This window comes from Dyella sp. 01N36 (assembly GCF_056399745.1).
Genome location: NZ_JBFTRY010000005.1, coordinates 18,928 through 35,713, shown reverse-complemented (window position 1 = coordinate 35,713; position 16,786 = coordinate 18,928). Strand labels below are relative to the sequence as shown.

General features: G+C 65.0%; 15 protein-coding genes. 7 read left to right on the top strand and 8 right to left on the bottom strand.

Going from position 1 to position 16,786, the window contains the following annotated elements; all coding sequences use genetic code 11:
- Window positions 1-148: 148 nt before the first annotated feature.
- Complete coding sequence (locus tag AC1DMG_RS02365; RefSeq protein ID WP_441604818.1) at window positions 149-1,306, bottom strand: alpha-D-ribose 1-methylphosphonate 5-triphosphate diphosphatase; 1,158 nt, start codon at window positions 1,304-1,306, stop codon at window positions 149-151.
- Here AC1DMG_RS02365 and phnF point away from each other — a divergent pair.
- A complete protein-coding gene (gene phnF, locus AC1DMG_RS02360; protein ID WP_441604817.1) occupies window positions 1,282-2,133 on the top strand; it encodes a phosphonate metabolism transcriptional regulator PhnF in 852 nt (283 codons plus the stop codon). The two genes, AC1DMG_RS02365 and phnF, sit on opposite strands and share 25 nt — an antisense overlap.
- A 3-nt stretch (window positions 2,134-2,136) precedes the next feature.
- On the opposite strand, the gene AC1DMG_RS02355 is transcribed toward phnF, so the two are convergent.
- From AC1DMG_RS02355 to AC1DMG_RS02335, 5 genes are all read right to left on the bottom strand, one after another.
- On the bottom strand, window positions 2,137-3,321 hold the full coding sequence (locus tag AC1DMG_RS02355) for a TIGR03364 family FAD-dependent oxidoreductase (protein ID WP_441604816.1): 1,185 nt from the start codon (window positions 3,319-3,321) through the stop codon (window positions 2,137-2,139).
- Entirely contained in the window at window positions 3,318-4,640 is a 1,323-nt protein-coding gene (locus tag AC1DMG_RS02350; RefSeq protein WP_441604815.1) for a DUF5690 family protein, read from the bottom strand. Before AC1DMG_RS02350 ends, AC1DMG_RS02355 begins: the two co-directional genes overlap by 4 nt.
- 8 nt (window positions 4,641-4,648) lie before the next feature.
- Window positions 4,649-5,347, bottom strand: a complete 699-nt coding sequence (locus AC1DMG_RS02345; protein WP_441604814.1) for an HAD family hydrolase — start codon at window positions 5,345-5,347, stop codon at window positions 4,649-4,651.
- Between the two features lie 131 nt (window positions 5,348-5,478).
- Window positions 5,479-5,796, bottom strand: coding sequence for a divalent-cation tolerance protein CutA (cutA, locus tag AC1DMG_RS02340; protein ID WP_441604813.1), 318 nt, complete (start codon window positions 5,794-5,796; stop codon window positions 5,479-5,481).
- Window positions 5,796-6,443 carry a class II aldolase/adducin family protein gene (locus AC1DMG_RS02335; RefSeq protein ID WP_441604812.1) on the bottom strand — a complete coding sequence of 216 codons (648 nt, stop codon included), beginning with the start codon at window positions 6,441-6,443 and terminating at the stop codon, window positions 5,796-5,798. Before AC1DMG_RS02335 ends, cutA begins: the two co-directional genes overlap by 1 nt.
- A 274-nt stretch (window positions 6,444-6,717) precedes the next feature.
- Here AC1DMG_RS02335 and groES point away from each other — a divergent pair, with 274 nt between their 5' ends.
- The 6 genes from groES to AC1DMG_RS02305 all read left to right on the top strand — a co-directional run bounded on the left by groES (window position 6,718) and on the right by AC1DMG_RS02305 (window position 14,056).
- Complete coding sequence (gene groES, locus AC1DMG_RS02330; protein WP_121883670.1) at window positions 6,718-7,011, top strand: co-chaperone GroES; 294 nt, start codon at window positions 6,718-6,720, stop codon at window positions 7,009-7,011.
- A 54-nt stretch (window positions 7,012-7,065) separates the two neighbouring features.
- On the top strand, window positions 7,066-8,709 hold the full coding sequence (gene groL, locus AC1DMG_RS02325) for a chaperonin GroEL (RefSeq protein WP_441604811.1): 1,644 nt from the start codon (window positions 7,066-7,068) through the stop codon (window positions 8,707-8,709).
- A gap of 161 nt (window positions 8,710-8,870) precedes the next feature.
- On the top strand, window positions 8,871-10,007 hold the full coding sequence (locus AC1DMG_RS02320) for a VirK/YbjX family protein (RefSeq protein ID WP_441604810.1): 1,137 nt from the start codon (window positions 8,871-8,873) through the stop codon (window positions 10,005-10,007).
- A 59-nt stretch (window positions 10,008-10,066) separates the two neighbouring features.
- The gene (locus AC1DMG_RS02315) at window positions 10,067-10,561 is read left to right on the top strand and encodes an RNA polymerase sigma factor (protein WP_477180150.1); all 495 of its coding nucleotides are present in this window, start codon (window positions 10,067-10,069) and stop codon (window positions 10,559-10,561) included.
- Window positions 10,558-11,550, top strand: coding sequence for a FecR family protein (locus AC1DMG_RS02310; protein ID WP_477180149.1), 993 nt, complete (start codon window positions 10,558-10,560; stop codon window positions 11,548-11,550). The genes AC1DMG_RS02315 and AC1DMG_RS02310 overlap by 4 nt, the downstream gene beginning before the upstream one ends.
- Before the next feature lie 118 nt (window positions 11,551-11,668).
- Window positions 11,669-14,056: a TonB-dependent siderophore receptor gene (locus tag AC1DMG_RS02305; protein ID WP_441611476.1), complete on the top strand. Its 2,388-nt coding sequence runs from the start codon at window positions 11,669-11,671 to the stop codon at window positions 14,054-14,056.
- A 65-nt stretch (window positions 14,057-14,121) separates the two neighbouring features.
- Here the strand turns inward: AC1DMG_RS02305 and AC1DMG_RS02300 are convergent, their stop codons facing one another.
- Both AC1DMG_RS02300 and AC1DMG_RS02295 read right to left on the bottom strand, forming a co-directional pair.
- On the bottom strand, window positions 14,122-14,415 hold the full coding sequence (locus AC1DMG_RS02300) for a hypothetical protein (RefSeq protein WP_441604806.1): 294 nt from the start codon (window positions 14,413-14,415) through the stop codon (window positions 14,122-14,124).
- A gap of 243 nt (window positions 14,416-14,658) precedes the next feature.
- Window positions 14,659-16,560, bottom strand: a complete 1,902-nt coding sequence (locus AC1DMG_RS02295) for an LTA synthase family protein (protein ID WP_441604805.1) — start codon at window positions 16,558-16,560, stop codon at window positions 14,659-14,661.
- Between the last annotated feature and the right edge of the window lie 226 nt (window positions 16,561-16,786).

The window sequence follows — 16,786 nt, the reverse complement described above, 5'->3', positions numbered from 1 at the left end:
CAGGCTTATGGCTACTCGGGCCGGGAGGCTAGGGAGGGGCGATGAAATGCCCGTGACTCGGACTAGGCAACGAATGCCCGCTGTCTATGCTTTCGAAGGGGCGGCCCAGAGCCGGGGCCGCTGTGCGGAGGACGGAGCGTGACGACCGTCACAACCGTTGCCTGCCCGCCACCCACGCCGAGCGCACCACGGGCTCGTCCTGGTGCATGCGTACGCGCAGCAGGTCGGCGCGCAAGCCTTCGGCAAGTTGGCCGCGGTCATCGAAGCCAAGCGTAGCGGCGGGCGTCGTGGTGACTGTAGCGATGGCATCCGGGAGGGACCATCCCGCTTGCCGGTGCAGGATGAAGGCGCCGGGAAGCAGGCTGGTTGGCATGTAGTCGGACGAAAGGACGTCCAGACATCCGCAACGCGCCAGCGCCATGGCGGCGACATTGCCGGCGTGCGAGCCACCGCGCACCAGGTTGCTGGCGCCTGCGACGATAGTGAGTCCGTGTTCGCGCGCAGCCTGTGCCGCGATGAGCGTCGTGGGAAATTCGCAGATCCTCGCACCGAGGAGAACCGCTTCGTCCACGTGTTCAAGGTCGGTATCGTCGTGGCTGGCGACCAGTACGCCGTGACGGCGCGCCAGCTTCATCACGCCAGCCAGCTGCAGGTGGCGATGGCGTGCCTGCTGCTGGCGACGCTGTTCGAGCACGGCGGTGAATTCCTCATCGCTCCAGGTGATGCCGCTGCGGCTGTAGTACGTACGGTACTGGCGCACGTCGTGATACTGGCGCTGGCCAGGCGTGTGATCCATCAACGACAGCAGGCGCAAGTCCTTGCGGGAGACCAGGGGCGCAGCCAGCTCGAGCAGGCCTGGCCAGCTCAGTTCGCAGCGCAGATGGAGATAGTGCTCGCAACGCAGCAGGCCGTGACTGCGCGTTTCATCGAGCGCGGCCAGTGCGCGGTGCAGCGTGTCGATGCGGCCGCCGTCTTCCTCCAGATCGCCCAACGACATGGCGTCGAGCACGGTGGTGATGCCGGCTGCGAGCAGTTGGGCATCGTGCGCCAGCATGGCCGGTAGGGCGGGCCATGCCGCGCCGGCGCGTGGCAGCAAGTGCTTCTCAAGGTTGTCGGTGTGCAGTTCGATGAGGCCCGGCAGCAGGAAATCGCCCTTGAAATCGATGGCGTCGTGCGGACACTCGTCGCCCGGCCCGAGCCATTGGATGCGTTCGCCCTCGATAACCGCGCCGCCGACGATGACCTGGTCGGGCAGCACCAGTCGCGCGCGTGCAATGCGCCATGAATGCTCTTGCCCTGATGTCATGTCTGCGAAAACTGGCCTGCCCATACTCCCTGCTCGATCACCGCTTCCCATGCAGTCTGTGTCAGGAACATGCAGGAATGATGGCAAACCACTTTGAGCCACTGGATCGGTCATGCGATGTGCCCGTGTGGCGGCAGATCGAACAACAGGTATTGCAGCAGATCCGCAGCGGCGAACTTCGAGGAGGCGCAAAGCTCCCTTCGGCACTGGAACTCGCCCGGCGCCTCAATGTGAATCGGCACACCGTGCGCCGGGCGCTCGACTCGCTTGAACAACGCGGCGCCATTCTTGCCGACCCCAGTCGCGGCTTGCGCGTGCGCGAGGAGTGCTACGACTATCCGATCGGTCGTCGCACCAGCTTCAGCCGCAACATGCATAACCTCAACGTCAGCTCGGGCAACAAGGTGTTGGCCACGGCGCTGGTCTTGCCACCGCAGCGCGTGGCCGAGTCGCTGGCCCTGGCGCGCGGCGAGCGCGCGTGGTGGATCGAGTCCTCCGCGCACGCGGAGGGTCGCGTGCTCGATCACGGTCAGGCATGGTTCCCGGCGGCACGTTTCCCCAAGCTTGGCGACGTGTTTCAACGCACCGGCTCGGTGAGCCGCACGCTGGAAGAGTTCGGCATCGCCGATTATTTCCGCAGCTACACCCGCGTGACCGCGCGACTGGCCGGGACGACCACCGCACGTGTACTGGAGCAATCGCCCGACCTGCCCGTACTGGTCGTGGAATCGCTCAACGTCGACGACAAGAATCAGCCCGTGCAATACGGGCTGACCTGTTTTGCGGCGGAACGCGTGCAGCTGGTGATGTCCACTGCCGAGCGCTGAGGTTCATCGCGCATCGGTCGACGGGATTTCAACCTGCTCGGCAGGCAAGCGCCCGCTCACCACTTCTTCGGCCAGGCCGAACGACAGCGTCATGCCCAGGCCGCCTCCGCCCACGCCGTTGACGATGACGACGCCCGGCTCCGCTTCGACCACCAACTCGCTGCGCTGCCCATCGGTGAGCTTGGCGTAGCTGCCGTGCCAGCTTTGCTTCACGTGCCAGCTCGGAAGATCCAGCACGCTGCGCAGATAGTCGACGATCTTGTGGTTGATGGCGCTTTCGTCGAAGGGCTCGTACGTATGCCCGTACTCATGCGAGTCGCCAACGGTGATTTCGCCCAACCCGTTCTGCGCTGCCATCACGTGGATGCCCAGCGCCAGCAGGTCGGCGTATTGATCAGCAAGGCGCTCGCGCAGGCGGTCAATGCTGGGCGTGGCGTGGAAGCCGCTGTAGTGCGCCATGGTAAGGCCGCCGCACACGACCGGACCCAGCTTGAACGGCGCGGGCTGCGCCTCAAGCCGCAGCATCTGCAGCTTGCACTTGGTGATGGCAAGACGTTCGAACAGTTCCGGATACAGGGTTTCGAAATCCGTACCGCTGGCGACATAGATCAGGTCGGCGGTGTAGCGCCGGCGACCGCTCCACACATAGGGATGCTCGATGCGCGTGATCGCCTGTCGCCAGTGGAACTCGACGCCATGGCGCTCCGCCAGCCAGGCTGGCAGTTTGCGGATCGCCTCGCGCGGATCGACCACCATCTCATCGGTGCTCAGCAATGCGCCACGCAAGTCGGCGGCCACGACGCCGGGCGCCTGCTCGCGCACCTGTGCAGCGTTGAGCATGCGGCATGGTCGCAGCCCCTCGTTCATCGCCGCGTATTCGTTCATCACCGCCCACTCGTCCTCGTGGAACGCAGCGATCAGGCTGCCGCTCGGCGCCTGCCAGGTATCGGTGGCGTTGCAGAATTCGCGCCAGATCTCGCGCGAACGCAAGGCACGTGCATACAGCGGCCCGTTCGGCACGCCGATCGGCCAGATGGTGCCGAAGTTGCGCACCGAGGCGCCCACGGCACGCTCATGGCGATCGAATACGGTGACGCGGTAGCCGTCCTCGGCCAGGGCGCGCGCCATGGCCAACCCGACGATGCCTGCACCGATCACGATCGCGGTGCGTGTTTCCGACTTGCTCATAGACGGCTGCTTTCCATCTCAAGAGGTGACAACGATGCCGCTGCGTGTCCGTTCTGTTGGCCATGCCGCCAGAACCAGCGCGCAGCCAGCGCGGTAAGCACGAGTCCCAGCAGGCTGCTTGCCAGCACGGCGCGTTCGAAAAACTGCGTCCAGTTGAGCTGCAAGGCGAGGAACTGGCGGACCAGCAATACCGCGACGCTGCCCAGGTAGCCGGAGGCATCGGCGATATACATCACGAACGACGCGGTGCCGCTGATGCGGAAGGTGGCCATCAGCCGCTCGAAGAACATGCCGTTGAGCGGGATGTAGCCAAGGTAGAGACCAAAACCGACCAGCGTCATCCACAACAGCGGTGGCAGTTCGCCGTGGGCGAACAGCAGCGTGCTGATGCCCGCGCAGCACAGGCCGCCGCCGATCAGTACATGGTTGAGCATGAAGGCGCGCATGTTGTCCCGTACGAGGGTCAGCGACGCGGTAAGCATCAACACGCCGATCCCAATCGGCGTATCCACTTCACCGAACACGATGGCGCTGCGGCCGTAGCCCAGGTCGCGAAAGATTTCGGTGTCGAAGTTCTCGCGGAAATCGCGCAGCACGGTCAACAGCACGTACAGCGGCACGATCAGCAGCAGGCCCGGCAGAAAGCGGCGCACGAAGGCGTGCCGAGCCTCGCGATCCATGCGTCCACGTGGTGCGCGGGCGGCAACGTCGTCGGCGCTGGGCGGCGGCAGGCGCGTGAGTACATGCAGCGACAACAGCAGCGGCGGGATGAACACCAAGCCGGTGAGAAACGGCATCCAGTGCTCGCTGACGCCGGCCAGCAACATCGCCTTGCCCACGCCTTTGACCACGCCCGAGGCGAAGATAAAACTTGAGGCGAGGATGGCGCCCATCAGCTCCGTCGCCTGCCGACCCTCGATGTATCCGAACACCAGGCCCCACACCATGCCCAGCGGCAGGCCATTGAGGAACAGAAACACGATGCCCGGCACCGGCGGCGCCAGCGCAAAACCCAGCAGCGCCAGCCACGACAGGCCGATCAACACCAGAATCGCCACGGCGCGGCGCGATGTCTGCAGCTCGGGCACGAGTCGGATGCCCCACACCTTGCTCAGTGCGTAGCCCATCACCTGGGCGATCACCAGCCAGATCTTGTAGTCGACGCCCAGCCAGCTCATGCCCTCGTAGCTGCCGGCGCTGAACGGTTTGCGGAAGGCATACATGCACGAGTAGGTGCAGAACGCCGCAAAGCCCGCGACCAGCGGCAGCATCGAGGGCGACCAGGGCGACCACGCCCGGCGCGATGGAGGCAAGCGCATGGGTTGCGTCACGCCGGGTTCGGCCGGCCGGCACGAACGAGCAAAGCGGGCAGCTCATCCAAGCTGTCGAGCACGGCATCGGGCTGATAGGCCAGCAACTCGTCGCGGTGATAAGCGCCCGTCGTCACCGCCACCACCAGGCCGCAGCCCGCCGCGCGACCTTCGCGAATATCCACTTCGGTATCGCCCATCTTGATGACGCGCGTGGCATCGCTGACGCCGCACGTCGCCATCAACGCGCGGATCATGTCGGGCGCGGGCCGACCCTGGGCAACGCGATCCGCCGAGATCGCGGCATCGATCAGGCCGCGCTGGCGCCAGCCGAAGCGTTCGATCAGGCATTCGGCGATGTCTTGCGAAAACGCCGTGTTGAGCGCGATCTTCACGCCCTGCTGCCGCAACCAGGCGAACAGCTCTTCTGCCCCGGTCATCGGGCGCACGGCGTCGTGTGTCCGGTAGCAATCGAGCATGCGCTGGACGAAATCCGCGTGCACCTGCGCCACCTGTGAGTCGTCCGCCGGCAGGTCGTGCGCCGCCAGCAAACTGCGAATGGCGGCCGGCTTGGTGTAGCCCATCAGGGCTCGCAGATCCGCCAGCGACGCGTGGCAGCCAGCCTGCGCCAGCGCGTCCTGCAGCGCCTGCGCCACCAGGTCCGGATCGTAGACCGTGGTGCCGGCCATATCGAAAACCGCCAGTTCGAACGTCATATCGCCTCCCTTGATGGAGAGGCATGCTGGCGAGCGGCGATGGCGCGCCGGTGACGCGGACATCGACAGTCGGCGCCGACTGTCTAGTCAATGCGGCGCAGTGGGAATCCCGTCACGCGCGACGCCAAACATCAGCCTGGATTGCGCACCCAGTCGAGGTAAGGCGCATGCCCCTCGGTCACCGGCACCGCGATCAGCTCGGGCAACTCATAGGGATGCAGGCTGAGCAGGCGCTCTTTGAGCGCGGCGAACTGCGCGGCCGTGGTCTTGATCAGCAGCAGTTCTTCATTGTCGGTGACCACCTTGGTCTTCCAGCGATAGGTGGACGACACCGCGGGGATGCGGTTCACGCAGGCAGCCAGGCGTTCGCCCACCAGGGCCTCGGCCAGGTGCTGCGCGCTGGCCACATCGGGACAGGTGCAATAGCAGAGCAGGACGGTTTCAGACATCACGACCTCGACATCAGTCCGTAGTGGGCGAATTTCTCCAGCACCGCGGCCACCTCCTCATCGGTGAGCATGACCGGCGTGCCGACCTGCAAGGACAGGGCGTACTGGCGGGCGAGATTTTCCACCTCCACGGCGCGCCACATGGCCTGCGCCAGCGAACTGCCCAGCGCGATCATGCCGTGGTTGGCCATCAGGCAGGCCAGTCGGCCCTCCAACGCTGCCACCACGGCATCGGACAGGGCCTGGGTGCCATAGGTGTGGTAGCCGGCGCAGCGGATCGAGTCCCCGCCACCCACGGCGATCATGTAGTGGGCGGGCGGAATGTCCCGGCGGCACATGGCCAGCGCCGTGGCATAGGGCGGGTGCACGTGGACGATGGCCTGGGCGTCGGGCCGGGCCAGGTAGATGTCCCGATGGAAGCGCCACTCGCTGGAAGGTCGCTGCGAGCCCGGCCACTGGCCGTCCCGATCCACCAACACGATACCCTCCACCGTGATCTCCTCATACGGCGTGCCGCTGGGCGTGATCAGAAAACCCTCGCCGCAGCGGGCACTTAGGTTCCCCGAGGTGCCTTGGCTGAGGCCGCTCACGGCCAGCCTGGCACCCTGGTTCACGAGCTCCTGGCGCAGCGTCGGCTCATCGCTCACGGGCGGGTCCTGGTGGGGGGCAGGCCGGCATGGTCGGCCGTCCGCAGGCCTCTGTCGATAGCACGATCGGTGACTTTTCGGCCCAATGCGCCTTGAAAGGCCCCCGCCGCTCCCCCATTGGAAGACTCAGCCATCGGACGGGCGCCTCTTGCAGGGGGCATTTGCGTCGTTAGAATTGGCACTCACCTCCGGGGAGTGCTAACAAGCGCCACCCAGGCGCCGCTCCGGGGTCCCGAATCTTGTTCAACCATCCAAACGAAGCTGGAGCCCACCCATGAGCAAACTGCGTCCGCTGCACGATCGCGTCATCGTCAAGCGCCTCGAAGAAGAGCGCGTCTCCGCTGGCGGTATCGTCATTCCCGACAGCGCCACCGAAAAGCCGACCCGCGGCAAGGTCATCGCTGCCGGCTCCGGCCGCATCCTGGAAGACGGCAAGGTCCGCCCGATGTCCGTGAAGGAAGGCGACACCGTGCTGTTCGGCAAGTACGCCGGCCAGGAAATCAAGATTGACGGCGAAGAGCTGGTCTTCCTCAAGGAAGACGACATCGTTGCGGTGATCGAAGGCTAAGCGCCTCTCCCGCACCTCTTCCCACCTACTCAACGCATTTGAAGGAATTACGAAATGGCAGCTAAAGAAGTCCGCTTCGGCGAAGACGTCCGCGCACGCATGCTCAAGGGTGTGAATACCCTGGCCAACGCTGTGAAGGTCACCCTGGGTCCGAAGGGCCGCAACGTGGTGATCGAGAAGAGCTTCGGCGCACCGACCGTGACCAAGGACGGCGTCTCCGTCGCCAAGGAAATCGAACTGGCCGACAAGTACGAGAACATCGGCGCGCAGATCGTCAAGGAAGCCGCTTCCAAGACCTCCGACGTCGCCGGCGACGGCACCACCACCGCCACCGTGCTGGCCCAGGCGTTCATCCAGGAAGGCCTCAAGGCCGTCGCTGCCGGCATGAACCCGATGGATCTCAAGCGCGGTATCGACCAGGCCGTCAACGCCGCGGTTGCCGAGCTGAAGAAGCTCTCCAACCCGACCGCTGACGACAAGGCGATTGCCCAGGTCGGCACGATTTCCGCCAACTCCGACGCCAACATCGGCGACATCATCGCCACCGCGATGAAGAAGGTCGGCAAGGAAGGCGTGATCACGGTCGAGGAAGGCTCGGGTCTCGAGAACGAACTCGACGTCGTCGAAGGCATGCAGTTCGACCGCGGCTACCTGTCGCCGTACTTCATCAACAACCAGCAGTCGCAGCAGGTTGAACTGGACGACCCGTTCATCCTGATCCACGACAAGAAGGTCTCCAACGTCCGTGAGCTGCTCCCGGTGCTGGAAGCCGTCGCCAAGGCCGGCAAGCCGCTGCTGATCGTGGCCGAGGAAGTGGAAGGCGAAGCCCTCGCAACCCTCGTGGTCAACACCATCCGTGGCATCGTCAAGGTTGCCGCCGTGAAGGCGCCGGGCTTCGGCGACCGTCGCAAGGCCATCCTGGAAGACATCGCCATCCTCACCAATGGCGTGGTGATCTCCGAGGAAGTGGGTCTGGCCCTCGAAAAGGCCACGATCACCGACCTGGGCCGCGCCAAGCGCGTGGTGATCACCAAGGAAAACACCACCATCATCGACGGCGCCGGCGAAGCTGAGCGCATCCAGTCGCGCATCGGCCAGATCAAGGCGCAGATCGAAGAGACCTCTTCGGACTACGACCGCGAGAAGCTGCAGGAGCGTGTGGCCAAGCTGGCTGGCGGCGTGGCCGTCATCAAGGTTGGCGCTGCGACCGAAGTCGAGATGAAGGAAAAGAAGGCCCGCGTCGAAGACGCCCTGCACGCCACGCGCGCAGCCGTTGAAGAAGGCGTGGTCCCGGGCGGCGGCGTCGCGCTGATCCGTTCGCTGAAGGCGCTGGAAGGCCTGAAGGGTCAGAACACCGACCAGGACCTGGGCATCGCCATCACCCGTCGTGCGCTGGAAGCGCCGCTGCGCGCCATCGTCTCCAACGCCGGTGACGAGCCGTCCGTCGTCCTGAACAAGGTGAAGGAAGGCAACGGCAACTTCGGTTACAACGCTGCCAACGGCGAGTTCGGCGACATGATCGCGTTCGGCATCCTGGACCCGACCAAGGTCACCCGTTCGGCCCTGCAGTTCGCCGCCTCGGTGGCCGGCTCGATCATCACGACCGAAGCGGCCGTGACCGAAGTGCCGAAGAAGGACGAAGGCCATTCGCACGGCTCGCCGGGCGGTATGGGCGGCATGGGCGGCATGGACTTCTAAGTCCTCGCCTCCAGGCATCGCAACAGAAGGAAAACCCCGCCTCGTGCGGGGTTTTTCTTTTTGGCGGAAAGAAAATTCAAAAAAGTGGCGCCGGCCATTTCCGTTTTGACTCGCCTGGCCGTCTTAGTCCTTGTCACAGTCACCATGCGGGTCGGCGAGCCTTGAACGAACGGAATCTTCAGCCAGGAGAGGAACCCCTGGACGCCGATCTGGTGTTCGCCGCTAGCGGCTGCGCTTACGCGGCGCAACGCTCCCTGGAGCGCGAACTCTGGTGGGCGGGCTTGCCCGACCCGCAGGTGACTGGACCCAAGGAGAGTGCGGCCAAGGAAGGCCACCCTGGGCTGTCCGTATGGTGGCGTTCGTTGTGGGGACGCACCGACTGGCGTGGGCATCTGGGGCAACGCGTGCTGGCAGCGGCGAAATACGTGGCACGCGCGCTATCGATGCCGGTGTTGCACCAGTGGTACCTCGCGTTCCTGCARTCGGACCCGCTGTTGCAGGCCTGCGTGGACCGCGATCCGCGGCTGCAGGAGCGACACCTGCATCGTTTCGTCAATCGTCAGTGGCATCGCGTGGATCGCGTGCTGGCCGTGCAGGCGCACTACCGGCTGTTGCTGCAGCGCTGGTCGGCGGAGCTGTTCGAGGCGGTGTACGTGGGCGGCCGCGCCACGCTTGGTTCCCTGCGACTCAAGGACGGCAGCGAACTGCGCCTGCATCTGTGCCCGAGTGTGCTCAAGTCATGCGAGGGCGAGCTCACCGTCGAGTTGACCGATGCGTACGACCGAACGCTCTATTGCCTGGTGATGACGCTGATCGATGACGACACGCTGGCCCTCGGCTGCATCCAGGGGCCCGCCGGCGTGGATGCGCGCGAGGTCGTGCGCGAGCTCACGCGCCAGATGCACGGCATGCGCCCCAAGCAGCTCTTGCTGGTACTGGCGTATGCATTCGCGGGCCAGTGCGGCCTGCGCCGGATCCTGGCGGTCGGCAACGTGGCGCACCCGCTGCAGGGACGCACGCGGATGTTTTCCGATTACGATGCCTATTGGCTGGAGCAGGGTGGTGTCGCCGTGCAGGGCGGTTGGTTCCTGCTGCCGGCCAGGTTGCACCACCGCACGGAAGTGGAGACGGAAAGCAAGCGCCGCGCCATGTTCAGGCGCCGCGCGGAGCTGCGCTGGGAAGCGGTCAAACTATTGAATGACGCATTGCGCCCGGTACCGTGGTGGCGCGATGCAACGGAGGCAGCGGCCGATCCGGCATCGTTGCCGCCGCTCCCCGACGTAACCAGGGCAGCCTAGTGGATAGACCCTCCAACACGCCTGCCAACGCGGGCGWGAACCTTGATCCGGCGTTCGCGATGCGCATCGCGGACCTGTTTCGCGATCACAACCGCGCGCTCGTGGCGTTCCTGCAGTGCCGCCTCAACTCGATGTCGGATGCCCAGGAAGTCGCGCAGGAGGCCTACGTGCGCCTGGTGACCATGGACCGGCCGGAGCAAGTGGATTCGCTGCGCGCCTACCTGTTTCGCATCGCCTCCAACCTGGCGGTGGATCGCCTGCGCGCGCGCCAGGTGCGCACCGATCATCCGCTGCTTGCACCGGACGAGGACCTGCACCTCGCACCGATTCCCGAGCGCCACGTGCACGCCGCGGGGCAATTGCAGCAGCTGTACAAGGCGTTGCGCGAGCTGCCGATCAAGACCGCGCGCGCCTTCGTCATGCACGTCATCGATGGCCGCGAGATCAGTGCGATCGCGCGGGCCATGAAAATCAGCGAGCGCATGGTGCGCTATCACGTCGCCAACGCCCTGGCTCATTGCCGGGCACGGGTGGACGAACCGGAGATGCCATGATGGCCAATACTTCCAAAGAACAAACCTTGCGCGTCGCCGCCGACTGGTGGGTACGACTGCGCGATCCCGCTGCCACGGACCGGACGACCGAGCAGTGGCTGGCCTGGGCCGAAGAAGACCTCGAGCACCTGGCGGCCTTCGAACGCGTGACCGAGCTGGCGGCACGGCTGCATGCGCTGGGCGAGGTCTCGCGCGAGCAACTGATCGCCGAATTTTCGCAAGCGCGTGTAGCTACGCGTCGCTGGTGGTTGCCGGCCGCCGCCGCGGCTGCGCTGGTGCTGGCGGTTGGCGGCTACGTCGGCTGGGGCGCCTGGCAGGGCGGCGCCACGCCCCAAACGTATGTCAGCGCCCTTGCCGCGCAACGCAAGGTCACGCTTGAAGACGGTACCCTCGTGACGCTGGGCGGCGCCACTCAGCTGAGCACGCGCTTCAGTCGCGGGCGCCGCCTGGTGGAGCTGGCCGAGGGCGAGGCCTATTTCGAGGTGGTGCACGACRCCGCGCGGCCCTTTGAGGTGCGCGCCGGCGATGTGACCATCGAGGACATCGGCACGGCGTTCAATGTTCGCCGCACGGGCAAGTACGTCACCGTCGCCATGGCAGAAGGGCGCGTACGTGTAGCTGACGCCACCGGTGGCGCCCACAACAGCCTGGAGGCCGTGGCCGGACAGTCGGTGATCTACGATCCCTCGCGTGCGGCCATGAACCTGATTGCCAGCGACCCGGCCAATGCCGCGGCCTGGCGCCAGGAGCGACTGGAATTCGACAACGAACCGCTGGCGGTCGTCGTGGCCAATATCAATCGCTATCGCGCGCAGCCGCTGCAGATCGCCGATGCCGATCTGAAAGCGCTGACGTTTACCGGCACGGTCAAGACCGACGCCATCGACGACTGGTTGAACGCGCTGCCCCAGGTGTTGCCGCTGCAGGTGAATGACAGCGGCGGCCAAACGGTGCTGTCCGATGCACGACGAAAACCGGCCCAACGATGACGCCGGCGTGCTGATCGGACAGCCTCTCGAAAGTCTGCGTTCACGYCGGTGACGTGAGCGCACAAGGGCCGCTGCGCGTGTCAAACTCGCGGTTTTCGCTTGCCATGAAGCGGGGACTATGAGGAAGCGTGCGAAGCTGCTGCTGTCGGGCGGCCTGTGGATGTTTGCGTGCCTGGCCGTGCCGGGCGCTTGCATCGCGCGCGCGTCAGTCATGTCTGATGCTGCGCCCATCGATTTCTCGATACCCGCGCAACCACTCGCCACCGCGCTGATCGCCTTTGGCAAGCAGGCCAATGTGCAGGTGCTCACGGCAGGTTGCACCATTGCGCGTTTTCGTTCGCTCGGCGCCACCGGCAACCTCAGCGCACCGGCGGCGCTTTCGAAGCTCCTTGAAGGCACGGGGCTTGTCTACGAGTTCACTGATCAGGGCACCGTGGTGGTGACCTTGCCCACGCCTGCGGGCAACACGGCATCGTCGAAACCGCGACAGGACGCCAAGCAGCTGACGCCGGTCGAGGCCAATGCCTTGCTCGGCCGCGACGTGGGCTTCAAGGCCTCGCTCACCAGCGTGGGTTCGCGCAACGACGCGGACTTGATCGACGTGCCGCAATCGGTGAGCGTGGTGACGCGCGAGCTGATGGATTCGCAGCAGTCGCTCACCGTGGAAGATGCCGTGCGCAACGTAGCGGGCGTGGCCTTCGTCGAAGGCTCCGACGGCCTGCCGTTGTTTCAGATCCGCGGCTTCTATACCGGCAACGGCCTCATCGACGGCATGCCCAACAGCAATGCCGGTTCCGGCGACTTTCCGCCCTTGATCGGCCTGGAACGCGTGGAAGTGATCAAGGGGCCGCAGTCCATCCTGGGCGATTCCACCGGCAACAGCTTTGGCGGCCTGGTCAACGTCACCACCAAGCAGCCGCAAAGCGAACCGGTGCACGAGGTCAGCTACACGCTGGGCCAGCAGGGCATGGTGCAGGCCGGCCTGGACATGACTGGGCCGCTCGGCCACGTGTCGGGGCTTACCTATCGGCTGGTCATGTCGGGCGATTACGCCGACCGCACGCCGCAGGGCTATCGCAATCGTCGCAGCGGCTATCTCGCGCCGTCGATCGGATGGACCAGCGGTGGCACGCAGCTGGTGGTGGGCGCGCAGCGCATCGTCAACCGGCTGCCGATACCCGACCATGTGGTGATGCTTGGCGACACACTGTCCAGCGCCACGCCGTTCGGCTTGCTCACTGGCAATGAGTACGACTACGCCAACTACCAGACCAACCGCCTCTACTACCTGCTCGACCAGCAACTGGGCAACGCCTGGACGTGGCGCAGCCGCGGGCAGTACGTCCAACAGCAGAACGACCTGCAGAGCTGGACGCTCTACAACCCCACGCCGATCGGCAACGTCTCACCGTATGCCGAAGCCTATCGCTACAACGACACCTACTACTCGCTGCAGAACGATTTCATTCGAGTGTTCGGCATGGGTCCGGTGACGCATACGGTGACACTCGGCATGGACTATTCGCGTTCGCGCGTCGGCCACACCGACGACTTCTGGCATTCGTACAACGACGGTGCCTACAACCTGTTCACTGACGCCGCGCTGCCACGTGTCTCCGCGGTCGTGCAGCCGGAAGACAATGTCCCGCTCTCGGGCACGCCGTGGTCGGTGGACAACGGGCTGTTCCTGCAGGATCAGCTGGCGCTGGGCGAACGCTGGGACATGCTGGTGGGGTTGCGCCGGTCCGCCTACGAAGTGTCGACCACCGATGCGCAAGGCAATCCGTGGACGCCCAAGCGGATCAAGTGGGTACCCAATGCCGGGATTGTCTACAAGCTGACCCCCGATGTCGCCGTCTATGGTTTCACCAGCAATGGCTTCCAGCCGTTGTCCTATCTCGGGGAAAACGGTCGCCCGCTGGTGCCGGCACTGTCACGCCAGCTGGAGACGGGCGCCAAGTTCAACCTGTTCCACGAGCAGGCATGGCTGACGGTGTCGCTGTACCGCATCATGCTCGACCACAGCTATCTGTTTCTCGAAGCCATGCCGAACGTCGCCAGCTTCGGGCCGGGACAGACCAATCGCGGCGTGGAAATCGAATTCTCCGGCCGCCTGGCGCCCGGTCTGGATATCAGCAGCAGCTACACCAACGCCCAGATCACCAACCACGACGGCACGCAGCCGACCGGTGCGCCACGCCAGCGCTTCAACCTGTGGGCCAGCTACTGGTTCCAGGGGGGCGGGCTGCAGGGTTGGGGCATCGCCGGTGGCGTACAGGCGCGTGGCCGATCGTTGGGGCAGAGCGTCGACTACACCACTTACTACGATTCGCCGGGTCAGGCGGAAGTCGACGCCAATGTGTCCTATCGCACCGATCGCTGGCGCATGACGCTGGGCGTCAAGAACCTGTTCGCACGCGACTTGTATTCGGCCGACTTCAACGAAACCTATGTGCCGCTGCGCACGCATCGCAGCGTGATGCTGTCGGGCACGTACGACTTCTGATCGTTGCCCACGAAAAACCCCGGGAGTCGCCTCCCGGGGTTTGGGGTTACATCGTGCGTAGCGACTTACTGCTGGGCGGCGGCCGGCGCGGCTGCCTCGGTCTTGCCGGCGTCGGTCTTGGTGGCGTCCGTCGCCGCAGCCTTGGCCTTGTGGCCGCTGTGCTTGGCAGCCTTGTGCGCAGTGTCGGTGGTCTTGCTGGCGGCCTGATCGGTAGCCTTGGCCGTGTCCTTCGCTGCCGCGCCGGCGGTGGTCGCGCTGGCTTCGGTCTTCGTCGCTGCAGCGGCGTCCTGGGCAAACGCGGGAACGGTCAGGACGGAGGCGGCGGTGACGAGGAGAGCGGCGAGCATGGTCTTGCGCATGAGGTAAACCTCCAGTGTGGGAATGCCAGCGAAGGCGTTGCTTCGTGGCTGGAATCGAAGCTAGACGCACATCGCCATACCGAAGCTGAACCGAACAGGCTCCCTTTAGCGCGCAGACAGATCGCTGAATCGCGGTTATGAAGCAGCGGAGAAAGCGTTTTCGTACCGCTTGAAAAGCGTGGAAAACAGCCGCCACGCTCATTTCGTTTGGACGTCCATTCAATCGGCGACGTTAGATTGCCGTTATTGATGGGCGCCCGCCGACTCGACCTCGCCCGCCCGATTGAGTGGCGTCTCTTCGATCAAACCTGCCGTCTGCGCTTCCGCCTTGGGCCAGAGCGCGTCGAGCTTGCCCTTCATGCGCAGCAGGGCGACGTTGGCCATATCGTCGTCTTCCTGGTGCTCGGCGTTGTCTTCGGCTTCCGGCGGTGCGCCAGGTGCGTGCGTCAAGGCGGCCAGTTGCGGTGCGATCACCTGGGTCAGGGCAAAGTACGCATCGTCACGCACACCGGCCTGTTCAAGCAGACGGCCGGGCAGCATCCATGAGGCCAGCGCCTCGTGCTTTGGCGCCGCGGGATTGCGTGGATTGACCAGCAGCCAGGTGCCGGCCTGGCTGAGCATGTCCTTGCCGTCGACAAACCCGGTGGTGTTGTAGGTATCGGTCAGCGCGGGCAGATGGTCGCCATAGAACAGCAGCAGGGTGGGACGCTCGCGCTGCGCGAGCAGGTCCGCCAGTCGGCCCAGCTCCTGATCGGCATGTCGCATGTGGTAGAGGTAAGTCTGCAGCTCGAGCTTGTTCTGGCCGGTGACGCCTTCGGGCACGGCGATCGCGTCGCGCTCGGCGGCGTGCGCCGGGGGCACGTCATAGGGGCCGTGCGCTTCGATGCTGATGGCAAACAGGAACTGGGGCGGCCCCGCATTCTTGAGCTGCGCCATGATTTCATCAGTCATCGCGCTGTCGGCCATGTACTGCCCGTCCATCGCGGCATGGGTGGGGAAGGACGAGCGTGACACGAAGCGGTCGAAACCGAGCGCCTGGAACGCGGTGTTGCGATTCCAGAAGCGCGGGTCGTTGCCATGCACCGCGATGGTCTCGTAGCCGTGCGAACGCAGCACGCGCACCATGCTCGGCACCACCTTGTGATTCATCTGCAGATACGGGAACTGCATGTCGTCGAAGTAGCGCAACGACAAACCCGTCAGCACTTCGAACTCGGTGCGAATGGTGCCCCCGCCAAAAGTGGGCACGTGCAGCGGGCCGCTCTCGCCCTGTGCAGCAAGGCGGTGAAGATTCGGCGTGAGGTCGGCGTGCTCGAATCCCTTCAGGATCGACGGATCGAAGAACGACTCGCTTTGCACCACGACGATGTCCGGTTCCTCGCCGTTGTTGCGTATCGGCGCCTGCAGATAGGCGCGCAGAGCAAGATCGGAGCGCTCGATCAGCTGCAGCGCGGCCGCCGGGTCAGGCTTCTTGCGCGCATGGCCCTGATGCAGGTGAAACATCATCAGCGAGCTGACCAGGCCCGAATGCTCCGCGGTGGCCGTGGCGGACCACGGTTCCATCCACAGATGGTGACCCCCATAGAGCTTCATCCAGCCGGGCAGGCCCGCGAACAGCGTGCCTATCAGCAGCAGCAAAGCCACACCCGATACCAGACGCTTGCCGCGCGTGCGGCGAGCGAACATGGGCGGTTCGATCCGCCATGCGACGACGATGACGGCCATGGCAGCCAGCAGTGCCAGATACGGCCAGGGACTGGTCGGCAGATAGCTGCCGAGCAACTTCAGGCCGCCGCGTCGCAGCTGGCCCAGCATGCGGAAGTCGGCGGGCATCAATGGCGTATTGAGGTTGCTCACCTTCAGCGCATTGATCGCGTAGAGCACCGTCTGCAGCAGGAAGGCGAGGCCGAACGACAGACATGCCCGGCGGCTCAACACCAGCAGCAACGACGCCAGCAGCAGGCCGGGCAGGGCGTTGGCGACCAGGAACAGAGGTTGGCTGAGCGCCTGCATCGGGCCAACGCCGATGCCGCCGTCGACCACACCAGTCAACAGCGTGAAAACCATGGCCAGCGCGAACACCAACGCAAGCCGGGCGGGCAGGGAGCGCGCACGCAGCGCGGCTGGAGTCGTTGAGGTGGTCATGGCACCCTGTGGGTTGGCTGTCATGGCTCGGAAACGGGAATGTAATGTCCTGGATCTGAACCAGTTGTTGGTGGAGCAGGCGTGTGTCCGTAACTGCCTCTATGGCAACGCCCGATGCGTCGTCGGCGTGCACGCGGTCTGTAAACAGTGCGGTATCCGGTCATGCGCCGGTCATACTGCGGAACCCTGGCTTGAGTGCGCGCGCAGCAAGGCGCAGGACTCTGCG